A 23159-nucleotide genomic window follows, 5' to 3' on the forward strand; every position below is an offset into this window, starting at 1 on the left:
ACTGTCATCACTAAATTTTAAAAAGGAGTGTTGATATGTCTAATGTAATCGATAAACGTTTTTTGCTTGCTTTACGCTTAGGGATGGCTTGGACGTTTTTATATGCTTGTTCTCATCAAGTATTTGACCCCAATTTTAGTATCGTTGGTTTTTTAAACAGTACGAAGACTTTTCATGGTTTCTTTTCTTACTTCACAGGGCCTGTCATTGCACCTATTGTGTCGTTTATGGTGGCTTATGGCCATTTAGCGATTGGTTTGTCTTTGCTTTTTGGTTTGTTTGTCCGTATCAGTGCGCCTTTTGGCGCTTTGGTTCTATTCATGTATTGGATGGCAAACATGGATTTTCCATATGTCGTAGATCACCACAACTTTATCATTGATTCACATATTATTTACTGTATTGTATTAATTATGTTAGCAGTGAAAAATGCAGGTCATTATTATGGGCTAGATAATGTCTTAGCTCAGTCAGATTTATTGAAAAAAGGCTCACTTTCTAAACTTAAACCAATTGTAGGATAAATTTTAAATTGCATTTCTTTATTGTGCGATGCATTATTAAATGATTTTTAATGCGTCGTATAATGTAAGAATAAATTATAAATCTATAATTATTGATGTTTTTGCAATAAAAAGATAATCTCTCTAAATGATTTATTCAAAATAAGGCGTGGACTTTCTTATGGTTTGCTTCTCTATCTTACTCCCTCGGTTGTGCTTATCATATTCTCCAGAGGGGAAGTCGTCGTGAATGATGAACAGCGAGTAATTGCTTGGCTTGAGCAAGATAAAATGCGTATGGAAGCTTTACAAATCGCCCAGCAAGTTGGACTGAATGATTGGTGTATCGGGGCTGGTTTTGTGAGAAATTTAATCTGGGATAAGCTCCATGGTTATGAAGAGACAACCCCATTGAATGATCTGGACTTAATCTATTTTGACCCAGTAAACACCAGTGTCGAAGCAGACGAGCGTATTGAAGATGAGCTGACTTCTCATTCTACTTTACCATGGTCTGTTAAGAATCAAGCTCGTATGCATCACCGTAATAGTGATGCACCCTATCGATCAACCAGTCACGCCATGAGCTATTGGGTCGAGCTAGAAACAGCCATAGGGGCTCGGTTATCGTCTTCTGGTCAGGTAGAGCTGGTGGCTCCTTTTGGAGTCGATGTGTTGTTTAGAAAGCACATCACCATGAACCCTGATCGTCTTAAGCCGATTGATTTTGATCGGCGTATTAACAGTAAGCGTTGGTTGCAGTTGTGGCCTGATCTCACCGTTGTGCGGCCTGAGATCAAGGTGTGATCTATCGCTTGCAACAATCACGTAATCCTCTCTATTTGCCAGTTTTTCGTCTAATAAGGGAAGGGAATGTGTTATCACTCCCTTCTAGAGGGCAAATCGCTCAGTAACTGAATCAAGCTCCATAACGCTGCCAGCATTGTTATGCCTGATAATGATGAGAAAAGCGCGCCGCTAGCAAGCTTTGTTGCGCTGGGTCGTAAAGCGTCAGCAAGCAGTTGATTTGTGATTAACTTACTTAATGCTGGCTTGTGCACGTAAACAGTCTCCATTGTTCATATAATCAAGATAATATCGATAATGATAATCAATAGTAATCAATGTTAAAGGTTTGTTATAGGGTAATGGGGAATGTCTATGGGCTAGGGTTTGGTTTTTGAGTGAACTCTATTGACTTATTAAACGGTGTTCATTATATTTATTGAACAGTGTTTAATATAGTTTAACAGGGAGAAAAAATGGCTCGCCGTAACGATCATAGTCGAGAAGAGTTAAAGGAGTTGGCATTAATTGCTGGCGAACTGCTGATAGATGAAGGCGGTATTCATGCACTGTCAGCACGAAAAATTGCCCAGAAAATTGGCTATTCCGCTGGTGCATTGTATTTGGTTTTTACCAATTTGGACGATTTATGCTGGCACATCAACGGCCGAACCATGGCCATGTTGAATGCCCTGCTGTCGACTCAAATTGAACAAGAAAAAGTAAACCACCTACCTCAAGAAACCTTGCGTATTATTGCAAAAACCTACCTTAACTTTTCCGCTGAGTGGCCTAATCGTTGGGCGTTGATGTTTGAACATCATACTCCAGAAAGTATTATTTGCCCTGATTGGTTAATTCATGCAGTTAACGAATTGTTTGACTTTGTTCAGGCGCCGTTGCGTCAATTAGCACCCAATGTCAGTGAAGAGTCACTACAGCTTGCGGTACGAACCTTGTGGTGTGGGGTTCATGGTATTGCCGCGCTGAGTTCCCGAGGTAAGCTGTTTCTTGAAGGGGATCAAACGGATGCATTGGTTGATAACTTATTGACTCATTATTTAACACATTGGACACAGGAGAGCACCAATGAACAGTTTGTATGAGGTCCGCGGTTTTGCTGCTTTTATTAGTGTGGCTTTTCTCAATAGCTTTGTTGATTTAGGCCACAAAATTATTATTCAGAATACCTTATTTAAAAGTTACGATGGCAGTTATCAAGTTTTATTGACGGCGTTGGTTAATGCCCTCGTGCTATTACCCTATATCTTATTAGTGACTCCCGCTGGTTTTTTATCTGATCGTTATAAGAAAAAGCGCGTGATGCAAATGTCCGCAGCCATCGCGATTGTTATCACTCTCATGATAACGTGGTGCTATTACCATGGGCGCTTTATAGAGGCATTTGCCTTTACCTTTATTTTGGGGCTACAAAGTGCCATTTATTCCCCTGCTAAATATGGCTATATTCGTGAAATGGCGGGAGTAAACCGTTTAAGCGAAGGCAATGGCTGGATTCAAGGGGTCACCATGATTGCTATCTTAAGTGGCATCGTGGTCTTTTCTGCTTTATTTGAACTCTTGCTGCCGACGCAGAGTATGTACTCTCCTGATAGTGTGTTCAGTGCCATTGCGCCATTAGGCTGGCTGCTGGTTATCGGCTCCTGCTTTGAGTTTTATTTGACATTGCGCTTACCAGAAGGGAATGCGGTGACCTCATCAGAAGCGTTCAATTGGTCTAACTATGCTCGTGGTCGCACCTTAAAACAGAATATTTCTTTGTTGGGTAAGCATAAGGCTATTTGGCAATCAATTCTTGGTTTGACATTGTTTTGGTCTATAAGTCAGGTGCTACTAGCCGTTTTTCCCGCTTATAGCAAAGAGCATTTGGGAATGACTAACGCCTTTGTTATTCAAGCAACTATTGCTGTGTCCGGCATAGGGGTTTTATTGGGCTCTATGTGGGCCAACAGCATGTCACGCAATCAAATCAATTTATCTCTTATTCCGGTTGGGATCGCGGGGGTGACCCTTGGTGCCTTTATCATCCCAATGGCACACTCTTTTCTTATCTTGGCCTGTGCTTTTTTTATCATCGGTCTGTTTGGGGCCATGTTTAGTGTGCCATTAAATGCGTTGATTCAGTTCCACGCTAGGAATGATCAGCTAGGTCGTACCTTGGCGGGCAGCAATTATATTCAAAACATTGGAATGTTGGCCTTTTTAGGTCTCACTATTATCTTTGCGCTTACCGATCTAGATGTAAGCTATCTGCTATGGGGATTGGGGTTTATTGTTTTAGCTGGGACGTTAGCAGCCATACATATCCTTCCAGAAGCCTTACTTCGTGGTGTTATGGCCATTATTCTCGCCCGTAAATATCGCCTAAATGTGCTTGGTTTAGAGCATTTAAAGCAGTCAGGTCAGGGCGTTTTGTTATTGGGTAATCACATCAGTTGGTTGGACTGGGCGATGGTGCAAATGGCCTGCCCACGTCATGTGCATTTTGTGATGGATAGAGGTATTTACCAGCGTTGGTATTTGAAGTGGTTTTTTGATCGCTATAAGGTGATTCCTATTTCCGGTGGGCAAAGTCGTCAGGCTTTAGAACAAGTGACTGAGTTACTTAACCAAGGTGAAGTGGTGTGTTTGTTTCCCGAAGGGGCGATCAGCCATTTGGGGCAACTTGGCGAATTTAAACACGGTTTTGAGCGCGCTTGCGCAGACGCAAAAGGTGTCATTGTGCCTTTTTATCTACGGGGTATGTGGGGTAGCGTCTTTTCTCGCTCATCGCAAAAACTGTCTCAGTTGAGAAAAAGTGGTCTGAAACGAGATGTGACCATCGCGTTTGGCACGCCTATGGATATTCATTCCACAGCGGAGATGGTGAAGCAAAAGGTATTTGAGATGTCAGTGACGAGCTGGAACGATTATACCGATACGCTTGAGCCCTTAGCCCATTCATGGATTCGTACTGCGAAAGCAAAACCAACAGATTGGGCCATTGTTGACAGTAAAGGTGAACCATTGGGCCACCAAAAACTACTGACCATGACCGCATTATTGCAACGTCGTATTAAAAAATTACCGGGGAAAAATCTTGGCCTACTTGTACCAACGTCTTCTCCTGGCGTAGCGGCTAATATGGCAGCATTAATGGCAGGTAAGACGATAGTAAACATTAACTATACGTCCACACCTGAAGCACAGCTTCATGCCGTAAAACAGGCGGATATTCAGAGTTTTGTCACCGCCCATCGTTTTATTCAGCAGTTAGGAAAGCGTGGCATTGATTGTCAGGCATTATTGGCGGGTAAAGACGTTATTTATCTAGAAGATTTCCATAAGGGACTTAATAAAGTCGAGGCGGTGAGTACCGCTGTTATGGCGGCACTATTGCCCACTAGTTGGTTGCAGTGGTTATGGTGTTCCCATTGTGAGCTAGATGATGCCGCCGCGATTTTGTTTTCATCGGGCAGTGAAGGTACGCCTAAAGGGGTAGTATTAAGCCATAGGAATATTATGGCGAATATTCGTCAAGTGTCTGATGTGTTAAATGTGCGCGACAATGACCGCATCATGGCCACATTGCCACTGTTTCATGCTTTTGGTCTAACTGTCACGGGGTTATTACCATTGCTTGAAGGCGTTCCCGCGATTTGCCACCCTGATCCTACCGATGGTTTAAACATTGCCAAAGCAGTGACGAAACATGAAGCGACTTTGATGTGTGCTACGTCAACCTTTTTACGGCTGTACACCCGTAATCGTCGTATTCATCCTCTTATGTTCAGTAGTTTGCGAGCTGTCGTAAGTGGTGCAGAGAAATTAGACCCACAAGTAAGAGATGCTTTCACCCAGCGGTTTGGTAAAACGATCTTAGAAGGCTATGGCACGACGGAAACCACTCCGGTAGCCAGTGTGAATCTGCCAGGCTACATTAATCGTGATACAGCTCAAGTGCAGGAAGCGGCTCGTACTGGGACGGTCGGTATGGCATTACCAGGCACAACCTTCCGTATTGTTGATCCCAATTCATTGGAAACGCTGCCTGTTGGGGAAGATGGACTGATTCTGATTGGTGGTGCGCAAATTATGAAAGGCTACTTAGAGGATCCAGAAAAAACCGCTGATGTGATTGTCGAAATGGATGGATTACGCTGGTATAAAACAGGTGATAAAGGACACTTAGATGAAGACGGCTATTTAACCGTGGTGGATCGCTATTCGCGTTTTGCCAAGTTAGGCGGAGAGATGGTTAGCTTAGGTGCGGTGGAACAGCAGATTCGGACAATTCTACAGTCGACTGATTTATCCATGGTGGCAGTGAATGTGCCGGATGAGAAAAAAGGCGAAAGGGTAATCTTACTGGTGGGTGATGACGCGAACTCTGAGGATATCCGCCAATCTTTGGTCGAGGCGAAAATGCCTGCTTTAATGATGCCCAGTGAGATTATTCAAGTTGATGCGTTACCTATTTTAGGAAGCGGCAAACTCGACTTTAAAGCTGCTAAGCAATTAGCATTGGATAACACTCAAGGGTAGCATTGCGTTTCACTCGGCTTGCTTTGACTGAGCGGTCGAGTGATGAGACTTATTGGAATGTATTTGCATGATGTGGGACATCATTTTATAGGGAAATTCTCTAATAGGAAGTTGAAATGAAAAAAATCTATACTGCTAAGCAAATGATGTGGGGAAGCTTTTTTGGAGGGCCTGTTGCTGCAATCTACTTTTTAGTAACGGGATTTAATGCAATCGGGAGACAGGATTTTGCAAAGCGGTCTTTGTGGATTGGAATTGCCGCTATGTTTGTCTTTATTTTTCTAAGTCCTTATATACCTGATGGTGTACCAAGTGTGAGTTTAGCATTTTTCTATGTTATTCCCGTTTTATTGCTTTCCAAGGACTACTTTTTAACAAAAATGCAAATAGAGCAATCCTCAGAATTTGACCTTCAATCTACTTGGAAAGTGCTTGGTATTATTATCTTATCAGTTTGTCTGTATGTGCTTATTACTATTGTTTGCTTTTATTTCTTCGAGTCAGTTGGACTGATTAATATAGCGTAATTGACGATAGGTTGGGGTTGTCCCTGCAGGAGAAGAAGATGGTTGTTATTCGTGAAATGACAATAACAGATTACGACGCTGTTATTGAACTGTGGCGTCAGACGGAAAGTATGTCGTTACGAGAGGCGGATTCGCGCGAGAGTATTGAGCGTTATCTTAATCGCAATGCAGGGCTGAGTTTTGTAGCGCTGAATGAGGATGAGGTTGTCGGTGCCGTATTAGTGGGGACCGATGGGCGACGTGGCTACTTGCAGCATCTCGCTGTCTCATTACCATTGCGTGGTAAAAAGATTGGCCAAGCGCTCGTGGATAAATCGATTAAAGCGTTGGCATTGATTGGCATTCATAAAACCCATCTATTTGTTCACAACGACAATTTAAATGCTCAAGGCTTTTATGAAATGCTTGGGTGGTTTCCTCGGGATGAAGTTCGCATGTATTCCTTTAACAGCTCCATGAGTCGTAATGTATAGCTGATTTTTTATTCGTTTATTAGGGAGAGAAACTTTTACACAGCAGATGTGTAAAAGTCTCGGAGAGAATATGACACCTACGGCAATATTAGTTCATGTACCCGATGTATCATTAGTCGCCCCTGAATAATGGCGCTTCAAGCAAGAAGCGCCATGCTATTTTTAGAATTTTCCGTTGGAAAAATTATTTTCAACCATAATCGCCTTAAAAATGCCCCAAAATATGGGGAGCAATAAAGCCACTTCAGTAGCTTACGTAGGTTCTGGCCACAGGCACTTAAGATCACGTTCATCGCATCGCCTAGTATGCCTTTTAAGAAGCACCGTCTGAGTTTACCATCGGATTTTAAATGACCGATGATAGGTTCTACACTGTTTCGTCTTCCCATCCAGCGTTTCTCTTTCTTGGGTACACCGCGTTTTTGACCTGTAACCAAGACTTTAATGTCTTCCACGCCCGATCCTTTATATCCTCGGTCAACAAAACAGGTTTCCGGTTTTTTTCCTGTCAGGGTTTCCACTTGTTGAAGTTGGTCTTTCAAGGTATGCCCATCATACGGATTACTAGGATAGCTTCTTGCGCCCACAATAAAGGATTCTTTAGCCGTCACAGCTATGCTGGCTTTCACACCAAACTCATAGCGTTTATGCGCTTTGCCTTTGGAGATACAGTCCACATTGGGTTCATGCAGGCTGTAGAGTTTGTTTTTACTCTGACGCGTTTGTTTTAGTAATCGATAAGCTTGGTTGAGAATGTCTTCTTGCTTTTGGGTAAGTGTTAATCCTTGTCGCTTTACTTGCCGATCAATGTCCCGCAATACCCGCCCTAAGAAGCCTTTGACTTGCTTAATCGCCTTTCTCATTCGTTTGTATTGTTTGGCATGCCCATAGCGTCCAATCTTTGGCATTAACTCATGGCAGGCTTTGTCATAGGTTTGTCTTAGTGTGATAGCGAGGTCTTTTGCCACTTGAGTGAGTTGCTGTCGTGCCTTGTTGTAGAGTTTGGCATCGGTTGGGAAGGTGATGTTTTTTTCTTGTACCGTGGTATCAACAATCACACGCTTTAGACTCGCAGACTTGATCACTTTTAGCTTTAGCCCCGCTTGTATTGTCTGAGTAAGCAGCCATTCACATCCTTCTTCTCCTAACCGTTTTCGCCATTTAACAAGACTGGTTGGATGGCACGGGAAGTCATGTTGAAAAAAGGTTTCGCCGCAAAAGTATTGGTAGTAAGGCGATTCAAGCCATTGCTCTAAGACCATTTCATCAGACAAATTATACAAATGCTGTAAATACAGTAGCCCTACCATCAAGCGAGTCGGCAGAGCCGCTGCGCCAACCGTCGCGAAATGCGTCCCCAATTCGGTATCCAACCGATCCCAATCCAGCACTTTAGCCAACCGAACGAGTGCATGGTTGGGGTTAATAATATCGATTAGCTGAGGCCGGAATAAATCCTTCTGCGGATCTTGCTTTGTTTGACGAGGCTTCATAAAAACTCACTGATTCTGCAACTTTTTAGGGCTAAAGCGCCATTATTGGCGAGATTTTAGTCCTTAGCATTATACAAAATACATTGCATTTCAATAGGTTGAAAATTATTCAGGGACGACTCATTAGGGTTAGCTTGGTATCAAAAGGCGTTTCCATCAGCGTTACCCAGATACTTGGCTGATTTCGATTTTACCGTTTTGGACATTAATGGGTTTTCGCTAGAAATTGTTCAGGCCGATGAAAAGGTTGGAGCGGGAAAGTCGGGAACCGTTCTGTATTGGTCTGTTGACTCCCTTGAAACATCCTTGAGGCATTTTGAATCCATAGGGGCGAGTTTATACCGTGGTCCAATGGCAATAGAGAGTGGCTTTGGCATGTGCCAGGTAGCGGATCCTTTTGGTAACCTCATTGGCTTACGAGGTAAGTGGCAAGTCTGTTAATACATTGAAGGACGTTATATGGAATACACACAAGCGGTTCAAGAAGATGGTTATGAATTAGCTGAAGTTCGGGCTTTAGCGATGCGGCCAAGCCTCGAAGCATTAGGTCGTTTTGATGAAAAGCGAGTGAGAAGCCGTTTTCTAGAGACCTTCACGCCGAGTGATACCTTCAAAATAGTGGATGATGAGACGTTATTGGGCTTCTTTGTAGTACGCGTCAAAGCAGACCATCATTACTTGGATCATCTGTATATCAAGCCAGAACATCAAGGTAGAGCACTTGGTAAATTGGCGCTTCAAAAGATTGTTTCAATGGCTCATAAAAAAGGGTTGCCTGTTCGGTTAGGTGCGCTTAAAGGCAGCCGCTCCAATGATTTTTATATCAATAATGGCTTTATAAAAACACATGAAGAGGAGTTTGATATTTATTATGAGAGCCCTGCTTAGCAAGATAAACGGGGCTCTTTACCTATGTTGTTTCTCATTAATTCTGCAATAAATGAGAGAACCAACCTGAACCATAAAGACCAAGACCAAACACCGTATGAATGGCAAGGCTATGTATACGAGTCATCGTTGGTCTTGGTGTTTTTGATGCGGCAATACCTGCGCCCATACAGGGCTGCATCACTAAAAAGGGGAGTGTAATCCACGAACCAATTAATTGGTGTGAGTTTTGTGCTCTTCATGTATTGCATGAGTTTGTAAGTATTTTATGCCCAAATATTTGCTCTTTTGTTCTGAAAGAATCAGCAACCACAGTTTCTCCACTTGGTTAGTAATAAAACCGATCATCAAAGATTGTGTCCATACAACATGAGTTAACTATTCTGAATCTCATTCTATTTACATGATTTATGTAAAGATTATATAGGTTTGTTCATATTTATAGTCGATGAGGCCTCATAGTTTGTTGCTTAACATGAACTGAATGGCTTTTGATCGAGTAAAAAATATGATTTTTCTCTTTAATTAAAGATAAAAAGTAGAGTTCTTTAAGTGCTAAATAAATGTATATCATTGAAAAATAAATAAAAAAATAATTTTAAAATGATGTTTTTTAGAATGTTGACATATATTTACATAGTTTTATTTTTGTTTGCATTTTTTGTAATAAAGTGTATATTTTAAACAAAATCTTTTCATTGTTGTTTTCTGTAAATGGACGTTCATAAGCTGATGGATCGTTGGTGTAGCGAGAGCCGCAAAGGCTGTTTTACTTCTCTAGTTTTATGCTGCTTGGGTATGTTCGCCTCTGGTGTGGTTAGAGGTATAGAACTGCCCTCCTCGACGAATTCAACCGATTGGAAGCTGCGCGACCAACAAGCGCTCAAGACTCTTGAACAAAAATCTCAATCCACTTCTCCTCCTATCCAGTTACCTAATGCGCCGTCTATAGGAAATTTGCCTAAAGAGCACGTCTGTTTTCACATCAAAAAAGTGCAAGTGGAGGGATTTTACGCACAATGGGCAATGTCTAAAGCCCATAAGCTTATTGGACGTTGTCTAGGGCAAAAGGGCATCAAGTCATTCGTTCGTCTGATTAATCAAAAACTGTTGCATGACGGTTATGTGACCTCAAGGGCGACTCTTCCCGAACAAAATATTGCCACTGGCGTTCTCCATATAAAAGTGACGAAGGGGGTGATAGAGAACATTGTCTTTCCTGAGGGGTACCGTTTTTATTGGCAAAATGCTTTACCTCTTAAGATTGGTAGCGTCTTGAACCTGCGGGATATGGAGCAAGGCTTAGAGCAAATTAACCGTCTTCAATCGCAAAATGTGACGTTCAAAATTGAACCGGGAAGCTACGAAGGGGCAAGTGTCATTGTGGCAAAAGTGGTTCAATCCAAGCCTTGGACGGTGAATCTTTCTGTTGATGACAGTGGCAGTGATACAACGGGCAAATACCCTCTTTCCGCAGGCGTGACAGTCGATAACTTTCTAGGTGTTGAAGATGTTTTTAACTACTCCGCCTCGTACGCCAGAAAGGGTTCTTTCGGTGAGTCAAACAGTCAAAGTGTGTCTTGGAATATTCCATTGGGGTTTGACACGGTCTCATTAAGCCATAGTCAGTTTGATTATCAGCAACAAGCCATCGGTAGCGTAAGAAATTTTATTTTAAGCGGTAATGGGCAGAATGATTCGCTCCGTTTGGATCAGGTCCTATTTAGAAACAATGTCATTAAAGTGGGGTGGTTTGGTAGCGTCAATAGGCGCCAACGAAAAAGCTTTATTGATGATACCGAGATTAAAATCCAACGGCATAACCTGACGGAGCTCGCCCTCGGAAGTACTTACCGACAGTATATTCACGCAGCAGTGCTGGATCTAACTCTCGGTGTTCATCAAGGGGTCACTTGGTTTCACTCTGACGGGGTAGATCCTAGGGCAGCATCGGGGAGTGCTCAACCTGACTATCGTTTTTATAGCCTCAGTGCTTCACTGACGGTTCCCGTTATGCTTGCCCAGAAACGCCTCCATTATACGAGCCAGTTTTGGTGGCAATACGCGGCAACGCCACTGTATTCCATGGATTGGTTTAATAACGGTGGCCGCTATACCGTACGCGGTTTTTCTTCTAGTGAATCCTTAAGCGCCGAAAATGGTTGGCGTTCAAGAAATGAATTATTACTTCCCGTCACCTTATTAGGCTCTTCCTCCGCGGGTTACTTAGGACTGGATGTGGGTCAGGTATCCGGCAGAGGAAGTGACGATGTTTCCAGTAAAACCCTGATGGGGCTCAGCATTGGGATGAAGGGGCAGGTGGGCCATCTGTCTTACGATGCGTTTATATCGAATCCTTTCTTAGCGCACGGCCCTTACGCCACATCAAACGATTATAAAGTGAATGGCTCACTGTCGATGAATTTTTAGTTTAGGTGCTTTTATTTTTGGTAGATAGATGAGCCTATTAGGCGACATGGATGGAAAAATGTTAAACAACATAACACGCTTATTGTTTATTTTGGCTTCACTATGGAGGCTGACTCGAAAAGATAGGGGGCTTTCTAAAGGCCAGACATCACGTCGCTCGACCGCCTTGTCCGTCTCCTTACTCTCGCCTTGCCGTCGTTATCGAAAGCCTATTGCTCTCATCATGATATCGTCGTACCTCTCCATGCCTGGGGTGCTATTGGCACAAGGACTCTCGGCTGCGAATACGACTCATGCTCCTTCCTTTGATACCGCCGCCAATGGCGTCCCCATTGTGAACATCAATGCGCCTTCTGCGGCTGGGGTCTCGCGTAACGAATATAATGAGCTAAACGTTGAGAAAAAAGGGGTGATCTTTAATAACTCCACTAAAATTGTGTCGACCCAATTGGCAGGCTATGTGGATGGTAACAGTCACCTCAATGGAAAAAACGCCAACATTATTCTCAATGAAGTCTTGGGTCATAACAAAAGTGATCTCAATGGTTTTATGGAAATCGCGGGGAAATCCGCCGAATTAATCATTGCCAACCAAAACGGCATTTCGTGTAATGGCTGTGGCTTTATTAATACCACCCGTGGCACCTTGACAACGGGTAAATCTGTTTTTGATTCAACTGGTAAATTAAAGGGATTTGACGTCGCCGAAGGTCATATAGACATTACGGGAGATGGACTGAATGCCAGCAACATGGATGAAGTGGATCTGCTTGCTCGGAGCGTCAGCCTAAACAGCAAGTTATGGGCCAAAAAACTGGCTATTGTCACTGGTGCCAATCACGTTAACTACCAAGATAATACTCCCTCCGCGCTACCTAGTAGTACCAAAACTTCAAAGACGCCAACCTTTGCGCTTGATGTGGCAGCCATTGGGGGCATGTACGCCAATCGTATTTTATTGATTGGCACAGACAAAGGGTTAGGAGTGAATTTGCAGGGCGAAGTGTCCGCTACTCAATCTATGGTGCTCAATACGAAGGGTGACTTGGTTAACCAAAACAAACTCAGTGCAAAAACACTGACCGTCTCGTCGGCTCAAACCCTCACCAACACTGGTAGTGTGTTAGGTGATGCCATCACTTTGCAAGCCAATATCTTAAATAACCGCACTAACAACGCCACGATTCAAGCGACCAATACCCTTGGAATTCAAACACAAGGTGACCTTAATAACCTAGATGGGGCTAAGATCTTGTCCCAAAACGGTCAAGTGGGTGTACAAGCGGCGAATGTGATCAACCAGAGTTCGATCGCTGCGAACCGCCTCAATATTCAAGCCGACACCGTGCAAAACAGCACAAAAAACGGCGCCCTATACGGTATCGATAACCTAACCCTGAATGTCACTGGGCAGACCCAAAACACCGACAAGGCTCTCCTTCACTCCGATAACGAACTGACGATCCATAGCCAAGTATTAACCAATAGTGCCGACATAGAGTCCGTGAACGATGCTCTTATTAACGGTCAGCACCTAGTCAACACCGGTACCCTTCATGCGCAAAAGGGAACCCTAACGCTCCACGAAAACCAAGTAGACAACCAAGCCTTGGTCGTAGGAAACGGGATAACGCTGACCGCCAACACGCTTCATAACAGCACAGCGAATGGTCAGATCTTTTCAACGGATAAAGCGGATCTTAGCCTAACTGGCGATGTAATCAATACGGATGGTGCGCTGATTCATGCGGATAAAGATCTAACGTTGAATATCGCAGGCGATTTAACCAATACCGCTTCCACTCTAGAAGCCGTTAACGCTGCGGATATTACGAGTCAAAACCTAGCCAATAGTGGCACCGTGTTAGCAAAAAATGGCTTCCTAACACTCAATACTAACGAAGCCGATAATCAAGGTACCTTAGCTGGCCATGGCATCACCTTAAATGCCAACACACTCCGTAACAGCACAGCGAATGGTCAGATCTTTTCAACGGATAAAGCGGATCTTAGCCTAACTGGCGATGTAATCAATACGGATGGTGCGCTGATTCATGCGGATAAAGATCTAACGTTGAATATCGCAGGCGATTTAACCAATACCGCTTCCACTCTAGAAGCCGTTAACGCTGTGAATGTTAAGAGTCAAAATGTCACTAACTCTGGCACCATACTTGCCCAAAATGGCGCATTGACGATTCAGACCAACAAAGTCGATAACCAAGGGACCTTAGCGGGTAACAGTATTGCTTTAAATGCCAACATGCTCAATAACAGTACGGCGAACGGTCAAATTATCTCAACGGATAAAGCGGACGTCACCATCGCAGGGGATGTGACCAATACCGATGGTGCACTGATTCATGCGGATAAAGATCTTATCCTGAATGCGGCAGGTGACTTAACCAATACAGCCTCCACACTAGAAGCTGTTAACGCGGCGGATGTTAAAAGTCAGAACCTAGCCAACAATGGTAAGGTGTTAGCACAAAATGGTTCCTTAATCATTCATACTAATAATGTGGATAGCCAAGGCACTATGGCGGGCAACGGCATCGCTATCACTGCGACTCAACTAAACAATAGCACGGCGAACGGAAAAATCACTTCAACCGATCAAGCGACCTTCACTATCTCGGGCGATGTGACCAATATGATTGGGGCGCTCATCCATGCAGATAAAGATCTGACCCTGAATACTACTGGAAACATCACGAATACCGCTTCGACAATAGAGGCAAAAGAATTAGTTGATCTTAACGCTCAAAACCTCACCAACTCTGGGACGCTTCAAGCAAAAAATGATGCACTCATAATCGGTTCAGCCATGTTAACCAACCAAGGGGCATTAACCGGAAACGATATTAAAATAACGGCTAACGACCTTAGCAATATAACGGATAAAGGGCGTATTGTTTCGAAAAACGCTCTGCTACTAACGACAGATAAAGATATTGTTAATAGCAAAGGAGCGATCATCCATGCCACAACCGATCTGACGTTAGAGGGTAAAGGGAATATAACGAATGCTAATGCTACCATCGAAGCCATCGGAAGTGCAGACTTAACAACTCACACGCTCACTAACTCTGGAGAGATCCTTGCACAACATGGCAAATTAACGGCGAATACGACCTCAGTGGATAACCGAGGTTTGCTAACCGGAAAGGGGATGACCCTTAACGCTAATCAGCTCAATAATACAACAAAGCAAGGCCAAATCGTCTCGGCGGACAATGCTGACTTAACCATTGAGGGGAGCGTGACCAATACCAATGGGGCATTGATTCATGCGGATAAAGACCTGACGCTGAATGCGACAGGCGACTTAACCAATAGTGCTTCTACAGTGGAAGCTGTTAACGCAACGGTTGTTAAGAGCCAAAACCTGACGAACACGGGGGCTGTCTTAGCTCAAAATGGCAACATGACGGTCAATACTGGCCAAGTGGATAACCAAGGTGTGCTGGCGGGTAACGGTATCACCATCCATGCTGATCAACTGAATAATCATTCTGAGAACGGTAAAATTATCTCAACAGGTGACTTGGCTCTCACGATTACTGGTACCGTGAGTAACCTGTATCACTCACTGATTCATGCCGCCAATAACCTGACGTTAAAAAGTCAAGGAGATCTAACCAACACTACGGCGACTATCAAAGCTGCTGGCACCAATCAAATCCATAGCCAGAATGTCACCAATACAGGAGCCCTACTCTCTCAAAATGGTGACTTAACCATTAATACCAATACCCTAGATAACCAAGGTACCTTATCAGGTCACGGTATTACTCTAAACGCTAACATGCTGAATAACAGCACGGCAGCGGGGCAAATTGTCTCAACCGATAAAGCGGATGTCACCATTGCTGGGGATGTAAGCAATACCGATGGGGCATTAATCCATGCGGATAAAGATCTTACTCTAGACGTCACAGGAGATTTAACCAACATAGATTCCACCATCGAAGCGATAAATGGGCTTGATGTTCAAAGTCAGAACCTGACCAACAGTGGTACTGTTCTAGCGCAAAATGGCGCGTTAACCATTCAAACCAGTAACGTGGATAACCAAGGAGCTTTGTCGGGGAACGGCATCACGATCAATGTGGACGAGCTAAACAATAGCACGGCGAACGGCAAGGTTTTCTCAACGGACAAGGCGGATGTAACCATCTCGGGCGCAGTGACCAATATTGGTGGAGCGCTCATCCATACGGATAAAGACCTGACACTGAATGCCGCAGGAGAGTTAACCAATACCGCTTCTACCATTGAGGCTGCTGGCACTAATCAAATCACTAGCCTAAATGTTACCAATACTGGGGCCTTGCTCGCTCAAAATGGTGGATTAACCATTAATACCGACACCATCGATAACCAAGGGACCTTAGTCGGTCACGGTATTACCCTAAATGCTAATTCGCTCAAGAACAGCACGACAGCGGGTCAAATTATCTCAACGGATAATGCAGACGTCACCGTTGAAGGTGATGTGATCAATACGGATGGTGCACTGATTCATGCAGATAAAGATCTAGCACTGAACGCCACAGGTGATGTAACCAACACAGCTTCTATCATCGAAGCGGTCAATGGGCTAGATGAAAAGAGCCAAAACCTGACGAACAGCGGCACGGTGTTAGCACAAAATGGTGCTTTAACTGTGAAGACCAGCCAAGTGGATAGTCAAGGCGTGCTGGCAGGAAAAGGTATTACGATCACAGCGGATTTGCTTAATAATCACACTAAAACGGCACAACTCTTCTCAACCGGAGATCTGACGTTAACCATCGAAAAAGGCATTATCAATGCGACAAATGCCCTGATTCATGCCGCCAACAATCTGACGTTAAACACTCAAGGGGATCTAACCAATACTGCTTCGACTATTGAAGCCGTGGGAGCCTCTGCTATTCGTAGTCAAAATGTCACGAACTCCGGCACCATTCTTGCGCAAAATGGCGCCTTAACCATTGAGACCAGCACTGCGGATAACCAAGGGACCTTAGCAGGTAACGGTATTGATTTAAATGCTAATGCACTCAATAACAGCACCTCTGCGGGTCAAATTATCTCAACGGATAAAGCGGCTTTCACCATCGCGGGGGATGTGAGTAATACCAATGGGGCACTGATCCATGCGGATAAAGATCTTACTCTGAATGCGACAGGCGACTTAACTAATAGCGGTGCCACACTAGAAGCCGTTAACGCAACAAATGTTAAGAGCCAAAACCTGACCAACAGCGGTACTGTCCTAGCGCAAAATGGTGCCTTAGCCATCCATACCAATAACGTGGACAGCCAAGGCACTTTGGCGGGTAACGGCATCGCTATCACAGCGGATTCTCTTAATAATCACTCGAAAAATGCACAACTCTTCTCTACAGGGGGTCTGACCTTAACCATCGAAAAAGGCATTACCAACGCGACAAATGCCTTGATTCATGCCGCCAACAATCTGATATTAAACACTCAAGGGGATCTAGCCAACACTGCGGCGACTATTGAAGCGGCTGGCACCAATCAAATCACCAGCCAGAATATGACAAATAGCGGAACCTTACTCGCTAAAAGTGGCGCATTGACGATTCAGACCAACAAAGTCGATAACCAAGGCACCTTAGCGGGTAACGGTATTGCTTTAAATGCCAACACGCTCAATAACAGCACGGCAGCGGGTCAAATTATCTCAACGGATAATGCGGACGTCACCCTCGCTGGCGATGTAAGCAATACCAATGGGGCACTGATTCATGCGGATAAAGATCTGACATTGAACGCCACAGGTGATTTAACCAATAGCGCTTCGACACTAGAAGCCGTTAATGCAACGAATGTTAAGAGCCAAAACCTGACGAACAGCGGCACGGTGTTAGCACAAAATGGCGCCTTAACCATCCATACTAATAATCTGGATAGCCAAGGTACTTTAGCGGGCAGCGGTATTACCTTAAATGCCAACGAGCTGAAAAACAGTACAGCGAACGGTCAAATTATCTCAACGGATAAAGCGGACTTCACAATTGCTGGAGACGTGACCAACAACGATGGGGCATTGATTCATGCTGCCAATAACCTAACGGTAAAAAGTCAGAGCAGTGTCACTAATACTGGCTCCCTGACAGCTAAAAAGGGATCCTTAACGATTAATAGTGGTCTTATCGACAACCAAGGATTATTGACGGGTAATGGTATTTTTCTAGGTTCGAATGGACTGAGTAACCGCACTACGAACGGTAAGATTATCTCATCCAACAACGTGACTTTGACCATGGCGGGTGATGTAAATAATACGGGGAGGGCTCTGATCCATGCGGATAAAGACCTGACGTTAAATACCACAGGTGATGTAACCAATACCGATTCCACCATCGAAGCGGTCAATGGGCTAGATGAAAAGAGCCAAAACCTGACGAACAGCGGCACGGTGTTAGCACAAAATGGTGCTTTGACTGTGAAGAGCAGCCAAGTAGATAATCAAGGCGTGCTGGCAGGAAAAGGTATCTCTATTACCGCAGATTCCCTTAATAATCATTCGAAAACGGCACAACTCTTCTCAACAGGGGATCTGACGTTAACCATCGAAAAAGGCATTACCAACGCGACTAATGCCTTGATTCATGCCGCCAACAATCTGATATTAAACACTCAAGGGGATCTAACCAACACTGCGGCGACTATTGAAGCTGCTGGCACTAATCAAATCACCAGCCAGAATATGACAAATAGCGGAACCTTACTCGCTAAAAGTGGTGCATTGACGATTCAGACCAACAAAGTCGATAACCAAGGGACCTTAGCGGGTAACGGTATTGATTTAAATGCCAACACGCTCAATAACAGCACAGCGAACGGTCAAATTGTCTCAACGGATAATGCGGATGTCACCATCGCTGGTGATGTAAGCAATACCGATGGGGCGCTAATCCATGCGGATAAAGATCTGACACTGCATGCCACAGGCGATTTAACCAACACTGCTTCCACCATCGAAGCGGTCAATGGGCTAGATGAAAAGAGCCAAAACCTAACGAATACGGGTACTGTCCTTGCGCAAAATGGCACGTTAAGCATTCAAACCAGTAGCGTGGATAACCAAGGTACTTTAGCGGGTAACGGCATCGCTATCACTGCGGATTCGCTTAATAATCACACCAAAACGGCACAGATCTTCTCAACAGGGGATCTGACCTTAACCATCGAAAAAGGTATAGAGAATGCTAAGAGCGCACTGATTCATGCAGCAGCTAACCTCGCTTTAAAAAGCAAAGAAGACTTAACGAATACGACTTCGACCATTGAAGCCGTGGGAACTTCTGTTATTCATAGTCAAAATGTCACTAACTCAGGCTCCATTCTTGCGCAAAATGGCGCCTTAACCATTGAGACCAGCACTGCGGATAACCAAGGCACCTTAGCGGGTAACGGTATTGATTTAAATGCCAATGCACTCAATAACAGCACCGCTGCGGGTCAAATTGTCTCAACGGATAATGCGGACGTCACCATCGCTGGCGATGTAAGCAATACCGATGGGGCGCTAATCCATGCGGATAAAGACCTGACATTGCATGCCACAGGTGATTTAATCAACACAACGTCCACCATCGAAGCGGTCAATGAGCTAGATGAAAAGAGCCAAAACCTAACGAATACGGGTACTGTCCTTGCGCAAAATGGCACGTTAAGCATTCAAACCAGTAGCGTGGATAACCAAGGTACTTTAGCGGGTAACGGTATTGATTTAAATGCTAATGCACTCAATAACAGCACCTCTGCGGGTCAAATTATCTCAACGGATAAAGCGGACGTCACCATCGCGGGAGATGTAAGTAATACCGATGGGGCATTAATCCATGCGGATAAAGACCTGGCTTTTGATGTCACAGGAGATTTAACCAACACCGCTTCCACCATCGAAGCGGTGAATGGGATTGATATAAAGAGTCAAAATCTGACCAACAGCGGTACTGTCCTAGCGCAAAATGGCGCGTTAACCATCCATACCAATAACGTGGATAGTCAAGGCACTTTGGCGGGTAACGGCATCGCTATCATAGCAGATTCCCTTAATAATCACTCGAAAACGGCACAACTCTTCTCAACAGGGGATCTGACCTTAACCATCGAAAAAGGCATTACCAACGCGACAAATGCCTTGATTCATGCCGCCAATAATCTGACGTTAAACAGTAAAGGTGATTTAGCCAATACCGCTTCGACTATAGAAGCCGCTGGCGCTTCTGCTATTCATAGTCAAAATGTCACTAACTCAGGCTCCATTCTCGCGCAAAACGGCATGTTGACCGTGAACACCCGCAAAGTGGACAGCCAAGGGACCTTAGCGGGTAATGGCATCACGATCAAGGCAGACGAGCTGAATAACAGCACGACAGCGGGTCAAATTGTCTCAACGGATAAAGCGGACGTCACCATCGCTGGCGATGTAAGCAATACCAATGGGGCACTGATTCATGCGGATAAAGATCTGACATTGAACGCCACAGGTGATTTAACCAATAGCGCTTCGACACTAGAAGCCGTTAATGCAACGAATGTTAAGAGCCAAAACCTGACGAACAGCGGCACGGTGTTAGCACAAAATGGCGCCTTAACCATCCATACTAATAATCTGGATAGCCAAGGTACTTTAGCGGGCAGCGGTATTACCTTAAATGCCAACGAGCTGAAAAACAGTACAGCGAACGGTCAAATTATCTCAACGGATAAAGCGGACTTCACCATTGCTGGAGACGTGACCAATACCGATGGGGCATTGATTCATGCTGCCAATAACCTAACGGTAAAAAGTCAGAGCAGTGTCACTAATACTGGCTCCCTGACAGCTAAAAAGGGATCCTTAACAATTAATAGTGGTCTTATCGACAACCAGGGATTATTGACGGGTAATGGTATTCTTCTAGGTTCGAATGGACTGAGTAACCGGACTACGAACGGTAAGATTATCTCATCTAACAACGTGACTTTGACCATGGTGGGTGATGTAAATAATACGGGGGGGGCTCTGATCCATGCGGATAAAGACCTGACGTTAAATACCACAGGTGATGTAACCAACACAGCTTCCACCATCGAAGCAGTCAATGGGATAGATGAAAAGAGCCAAAACCTGACGAACAGCGGCACGGTGTTAGCACAAAATGGTGCTTTAACTGTGAAGACCAGCCAAGTGGATAGTCAAGGCGTGCTGGCAGGAAAAGGTATTACGATCACAGCGGATTCTCTTAATAATCACACCAAAACGGCACAACTCTTCTCAACCGGAGATCTAACCTTAACCATCGAAAAAGGCATAGAGAATGCCGAGAATGCGCTGATTCATGCTGCCAACAATCTGACGTTAAACACTCAAGGGGATCTAATCAATACCGCTTCGACTATTGAAGCTGCTGGCACCAATCAAATCACCAGCCAGAATATGACAAATAGCGGAACCTTACTCGCTAAAAGTGGTGTATTGACAATTCAGACCAGCAAAGTCGATAACCAAGGGACCTTAGCTGGTAACGGTATTGCTTTAAATGCCAACACGCTCAATAACAGCACGGCAGCGGGTCAAATTATCTCAACCGATAAAGCGGACGTCACCATCTCAGGGGATGTAAGCAATAGCGATGGGGCATTAATCCATGTGGATAAAGATCTGGCACTGAACGCCACAGGTGATTTAACCAACACAGCTTCCACCATCGAAGCGGTGAATGGGCTAGATGAAAAGAGCCAAAATCTGACCAACAGCGGTACTGTCCTAGCGCAAAATGGTGCCTTAACCATCCATACCAATAACGTGGACAGCCAAGGCACTTTAGCGGGTAACGGCATCGCTATCACAGCGGATTCTCTTAATAATCACTCGAAAACGGCACAACTCTTCTCAACAGGGGATCTGACCTTAACCATCGAAAAAGGCATCACCAACGCGACAAATGCCTTGATTCATGCCGCCAACAATCTGACGTTACAAACTCAAGGGGATCTAACCAATACTGCTTCGACTATTGAAGCCGTGGGAGCCTCTGCTATTCATAGTCAAAATGTCACGAACTCCGGCACCATTCTTGCGCAAAATGGCGCCTTAACCATTGAGACCAGCACTGCGGATAACCAAGGCACCTTAGCGGGTAACGGTATTGATTTAAATGCTAATGCACTCAATAACAGCACCTCTGCGGGTCAAATTATCTCAACGGATAAAGCGGACGTCACCGTCGAGGGGGATGTGAGCAATAGCGATGGGGCATTAATCCATGCGGATAAAGATCTGATACTGCATGCCACAGGCGATTTAACCAACACAGCGTCCACCATCGAAGCAGTCAATGGGATAGATGAAAAGAGCCAAAACCTGACGAACAGCGGCACGGTGTTAGCACAAAATGGTGCTTTAACTGTGAAGACCAGCCAAGTGGATAGTCAAGGCGTGCTGGCAGGAAAAGGTATTACGATCACAGCGGATTCGCTTAATAATCACACCAAAACGGCACAACTTTTCTCAACCGGAGATCTGACGTTAACCATCGAAAAAGGCATCGAGAATGCCGAGAATGCGCTGATTCATACCGCCAATAATCTGACGTTAAACAGTAAAGGTGATTTAACCAATACCGCTTCGACTATAGAAGCCGCTGGCGCTTCTGCTATTCATAGTCAAAATGTCACGAATTCCGGCTCCATTCTCGCGCAAAATAAAGCCTTGACTGTGTCGACAGGTCAGGTTGACAACCAAGGCGTATTAGCGGGTCATGGTATTACCTTAACCGCTAATGAGCTCAAAAACAGCACCGCCAGTGGCAAGCTCTTCTCAACAGATGAGGCTAATTTAACCATAGCAGGAAACGTAACCAATACCGATGGTGCACTGATTCATGCGGATAAAGATTTGGCACTGAACGCCACAGGTGATGTAACCAACACAGCTTCCACCATCGAAGCAGTCAATGGGATAGATGAAAAGAGCCAAAACCTGACGAACAGCGGCACGGTGTTAGCACAAAATGGTGCTTTAACTGTGAAGACCAGCCAAGTGGATAGTCAAGGCGTGTTGGCAGGAAAAGGTATTACGATCACAGCGGATTTGCTTAATAATCACACCAAAACGGCACAACTCTTCTCAACAGGAGATCTGACGTTAACCATCGAAAAAGGCATTACCAACGCGACTAATGCCTTGATTCATGCCGCCAACAATCTGATATTAAACACTCAAGGGGATCTAACCAATACAGCTTCGACTATTGAAGCGGCTGGTACCAATCAAATCTCCAGCCAGAATATAACAAATAGCGGAACCTTACTCGCTAACAGTGGTGCATTGACAATTCAGACCAGCAAAGTCGATAACCAAGGCGTATTAGCGGGTCATGGTATTGATTTAAATGCCAATGCACTCAATAACAGCACCTCTGCGGGTCAAATTATCTCAACCGATAAAGCGGACGTCACCATCTCAGGGGATGTAAGCAATAGCGATGGGGCTTAATCCAT

General features: G+C 44.5%; 12 protein-coding genes. 10 read left to right on the top strand and 2 right to left on the bottom strand.

The features are described from left to right. The first annotated feature begins 35 nt into the window (after positions 1 to 35). The 6 genes from AC0VYI_RS05455 (at position 36) to AC0VYI_RS05480 (ending at position 6834) form a co-directional block, all read left to right on the top strand. A complete protein-coding gene (locus tag AC0VYI_RS05455; RefSeq protein ID WP_199476876.1) occupies positions 36 to 524 on the top strand; it encodes a DoxX family protein in 489 nt (162 codons plus the stop codon). Between the two features lie 225 nt (positions 525 to 749). Then, positions 750 to 1310, top strand: coding sequence for a nucleotidyltransferase family protein (locus AC0VYI_RS05460; RefSeq protein ID WP_475447835.1), 561 nt, complete (start codon positions 750 to 752; stop codon positions 1308 to 1310). Positions 1311 to 1765: 455 nt separating this feature from the next. After that, on the top strand, positions 1766 to 2395 hold the full coding sequence (locus tag AC0VYI_RS05465; protein WP_475447837.1) for a TetR/AcrR family transcriptional regulator: 630 nt from the start codon (positions 1766 to 1768) through the stop codon (positions 2393 to 2395). After that, positions 2379 to 5834, top strand: coding sequence for an acyl-[ACP]--phospholipid O-acyltransferase (locus tag AC0VYI_RS05470; protein ID WP_475447839.1), 3456 nt, complete (start codon positions 2379 to 2381; stop codon positions 5832 to 5834). The genes AC0VYI_RS05465 and AC0VYI_RS05470 overlap by 17 nt, the downstream gene beginning before the upstream one ends. Before the next feature lie 116 nt (positions 5835 to 5950). After that, positions 5951 to 6361 (top strand): hypothetical protein, encoded by a 411-nt coding sequence (locus AC0VYI_RS05475; RefSeq protein ID WP_199476881.1) that lies wholly within the window; start codon positions 5951 to 5953, stop codon positions 6359 to 6361. A gap of 38 nt (positions 6362 to 6399) precedes the next feature. Continuing rightward, the gene (locus tag AC0VYI_RS05480) at positions 6400 to 6834 is read left to right on the top strand and encodes a GNAT family N-acetyltransferase (RefSeq protein WP_475447841.1); all 435 of its coding nucleotides are present in this window, start codon (positions 6400 to 6402) and stop codon (positions 6832 to 6834) included. Between the two features lie 137 nt (positions 6835 to 6971). Here the strand turns inward: AC0VYI_RS05480 and AC0VYI_RS05485 are convergent, their stop codons facing one another. Next, on the bottom strand, positions 6972 to 8327 hold the full coding sequence (locus tag AC0VYI_RS05485; RefSeq protein WP_475447843.1) for an IS5 family transposase: 1356 nt from the start codon (positions 8325 to 8327) through the stop codon (positions 6972 to 6974). Between the two features lie 174 nt (positions 8328 to 8501). Here AC0VYI_RS05485 and AC0VYI_RS05490 point away from each other — a divergent pair, with 174 nt between their 5' ends. Beyond that, positions 8502 to 8768, top strand: a complete 267-nt coding sequence (locus AC0VYI_RS05490; protein ID WP_475447845.1) for a VOC family protein — start codon at positions 8502 to 8504, stop codon at positions 8766 to 8768. An 18-nt stretch (positions 8769 to 8786) separates the two neighbouring features. Continuing rightward, positions 8787 to 9215, top strand: coding sequence for a GNAT family N-acetyltransferase (locus AC0VYI_RS05495; RefSeq protein WP_475447846.1), 429 nt, complete (start codon positions 8787 to 8789; stop codon positions 9213 to 9215). 37 nt (positions 9216 to 9252) lie between these two features. Here the strand turns inward: AC0VYI_RS05495 and AC0VYI_RS05500 are convergent, their stop codons facing one another. After that, positions 9253 to 9429 (bottom strand): DUF2938 family protein, encoded by a 177-nt coding sequence (locus AC0VYI_RS05500; protein ID WP_475449794.1) that lies wholly within the window; start codon positions 9427 to 9429, stop codon positions 9253 to 9255. Positions 9430 to 9947: 518 nt separating this feature from the next. On the opposite strand from AC0VYI_RS05500, the gene AC0VYI_RS05505 reads away from it, so the two are divergent. Further along, positions 9948 to 11645, top strand: a complete 1698-nt coding sequence (locus AC0VYI_RS05505; protein WP_475447848.1) for a ShlB/FhaC/HecB family hemolysin secretion/activation protein — start codon at positions 9948 to 9950, stop codon at positions 11643 to 11645. Between the two features lie 58 nt (positions 11646 to 11703). Beyond that, on the top strand, positions 11704 to 23154 hold the full coding sequence (locus AC0VYI_RS05510) for a two-partner secretion domain-containing protein (protein ID WP_475447850.1): 11451 nt from the start codon (positions 11704 to 11706) through the stop codon (positions 23152 to 23154). Positions 23155 to 23159 lie beyond the last annotated feature (5 nt).

Source organism: Marinomonas sp. 63XJN7_9_ISO-PGPR-S23-217, assembly GCF_056173515.1.